This window comes from Streptomyces sp. C (assembly GCF_000158895.1).
GTDB lineage: Bacteria > Actinomycetota > Actinomycetes > Streptomycetales > Streptomycetaceae > Streptomyces > Streptomyces racemochromogenes.
On the sequence record NZ_GG657750.1, the window covers coordinates 5,861,944 to 5,864,449 of the forward strand.

At 75.6% G+C, this 2,506-nt stretch carries 2 protein-coding genes and 1 pseudogene; all 3 read left to right on the forward strand.

Features of this window, described 5'->3' with window-relative positions; all coding sequences use genetic code 11:
- A pseudogene (locus SSNG_RS26540) lies at window positions 1-709 on the forward strand (glycogen debranching protein); the annotation flags it as partial.
- Window positions 710-826: 117 nt separating this feature from the next.
- Window positions 827-1,573, forward strand: coding sequence for an NUDIX domain-containing protein (locus SSNG_RS26545; protein WP_042801975.1), 747 nt, complete (start codon window positions 827-829; stop codon window positions 1,571-1,573).
- A 161-nt stretch (window positions 1,574-1,734) separates the two neighbouring features.
- A partial coding sequence (locus tag SSNG_RS26550) for an ABC transporter ATP-binding protein (protein WP_007267004.1) occupies window positions 1,735-2,506 on the forward strand: 772 nt, incomplete at its 3' end.

Sequence of the window (2,506 nt, forward strand, 5' to 3'; positions counted from 1 at the left end):
AGAGGTTCCGGGCCCGGTTCTGGATCGACGGGCCCGGACGGGGGCCGCCCCGCCGCCGCCCTGCACCCCTGACGGCCGGCCGCTGCCCCGGCTCACCGGAGCAGCCGCGCACCTGCTGGACACCGGCCTGGTCGGCGGGGGCCGGATGGCGCCCGGCCTGCTGGACCCCGTCCGCACCGAACAGCTCGCCCGGCTGCTGGGAGCCCCCGCCATGGATTCGGGGTGGGGGCTGCGCAGCATGGCTGCCCGGGAGCCAGGCCACAACCCGTTCGGCCACCGGTCGGGGGCGGTCCGGGCCCACGAGAGCGCCGTCGCGGTGGCCGGGCTGGCCCAGGCGGGCTTCGAGAAGGAGGCCGCCGGCCTGCTGCGGGGCCTGCTGGACGCGGCGGAGGCCTTCGGGTACCGGCTGCCGGAGATGCACGCCTCCGAGCAGCGCACCGCGGGCAGCGCGCCCCTGCCGCACCCGGCGGCCTGCCGCCCCGCCGCGGTGGCCGCGGCCGCCGGCGTCCACGCGCTCACCGCCCTCGCCGGCATCCGCCCGGACGCCCCGGCGGGCTCGGTCGCCGTGGCCCCCAGGGCGGGCGCCCCCCTCGGTGCCCTGCGCCTTTCGGGGCTTCGGGTCGCGGGGGAGCCCTTCACCGTCAGGATCAGCCGCCTCGGCGTCGGCATGGTGGAGGAGGCGGCCGATGGGCTCCAACTGGGAGGGTGAGGAAAGGCCCGCACGGTGGCCCCTGGTGCTCGGGAGGATCCTGACTGGGGTCCAGATCACCGTCCTCGGGATCACGAAACGACTGTTTATCGTCAGGCAGACGACTATGATCGCGGCATGTCGCCCTACGACCCGTCGGCCTTTCCGCCCTTCGCCGTCACCGTCGACCTGGTCGTGCTCACCGTGCGGCGCCATGCGCTCTGCGCGCTGGTCGTCCGACGGGGTGAGCAGCCGTTCCAGGGGCGCTGGGCGCTGCCCGGCGGCTTCGTGCGCGGGGACGAGGACCTGGCCGGTGCCGCCGCCAGGGAACTCGCCGAGGAGACCGGCCTGTGCGCGCACGACCCGGCCGCGCCGGGCGTGGACAACGGCGCGCACCTCGAACAGCTCGCCACCTACGGGGACCCGAAGCGCGACCCCCGGATGCGTGTGGTCAGCGTGGCGCACCTGGTCCTCGCCCCGGACCTGCCCGCCCCGCGGGCCGGCGGCGACGCCAACAGCGCCCGATGGGCCCCCGTGGACGAACTCCTCGAAGGCCCCGACCAGGCCTCCGCCGGGCTCGCCTTCGACCACGCCACGATCCTCGCCGACGGCGTCGAGCGGGCCCGCTCGAAGATCGAGTACTCCTCGCTGGCCACCGCCTTCTGCCCGCCCGAGTTCACCGTCGGCGAGCTGCGCCGGGTGTACGAGGCCGTGTGGGGCGTGGCGCTCGACCCGCGCAACTTCCACCGCAAGGTCACCGGGACCCCCGGGTTCCTGGTGCCCGCCGGGGGGACGACGACCCGTCAGGGCGGGCGACCCGCACAGCTGTTCAGGGCCGGCGGGGCCACCCTGCTCAACCCGCCGATGCTGCGCCCGGAGGTCTGAGCCGCCGGAGCCGGGGTGGCGGCCTCCGCCGTCCGGGGGGTGGCCTGCGGCCATAGCGGTACGGACTCGGGGCGGTTGCGTACAAAATCGGACATATCGCGTTACCTTGCATGCGGTACTCACGCTGCCGCAAAGCGGTCTCACACCCCGCGAGAGAAGCGATGCTCCAGGCCATCGGACTCACCAGCACACCCCGTCGAGATCTCCCGCCCCTCGTGGACGACCTCACCTTCGAGGCCCGCCCGGGGTGCGTGACCGCCCTGCTCGGAGAGCCGGGTTCGGGCAAGACCACCGCACTGCGGCTCATGCTCGAACTCGAACCGGGCCGAGGCGTCACCTACTTCCGCGGCCGCCCGCTGCACCGCATCCCGCATCCCGGCCGTGAGGTCGGGGTCCTCCTCGGCAACGTCCCCGGGCACCCGTCGCGGACGGTCCGCAACCAGCTCCGGATGCTCTGCGCCGCCGTCGGCGTCCCGGCCTCCCGGGCCGACGCGATGATGGAGGTCGTCGGCATCGGTGGCCTGCGCGACCAGCGGCTCGGTTCGCTCTCGGCCGGGATGGACCGCCGGGTCGGGCTGGCGGCGGCCATGCTCGCGGACCCCTGCACCCTGCTCCTCGACGAGCCCACGGCCGGTCTGGCACCCCGGGAACGGGCCTGGCTGCACGGACTGCTGCGCGGCCACGCCTCCCTGGGCGGAGCCGTGCTCTTCACCACCGACGACGCGAAGGAAGCCGCCCGGAGCGCCGACCGGGTCGTCTCCATCGCCGCGGGCCGGCTCGTCGCCGACCAGGACGCCGCGGACTTCGCGCGCACCCGGCTGCGGCCCAGGGTCGCCGTGCGCACCCCGCACGCCGCCCGGCTGGCCGACGTACTGGGCCGCGAGGCCCGGGGCCGCCCACCGGGTGGGGTCTCTCGAGGAGAGCGGCAGCCGG

Coding starts and splice junctions, on each gene's coding strand:
- SSNG_RS26545 (WP_042801975.1), top strand. CDS start 827: ATGTCGCCCTACGACCCGTCGGCCTTTCCGCCCTTCGCCGTCACCGTC.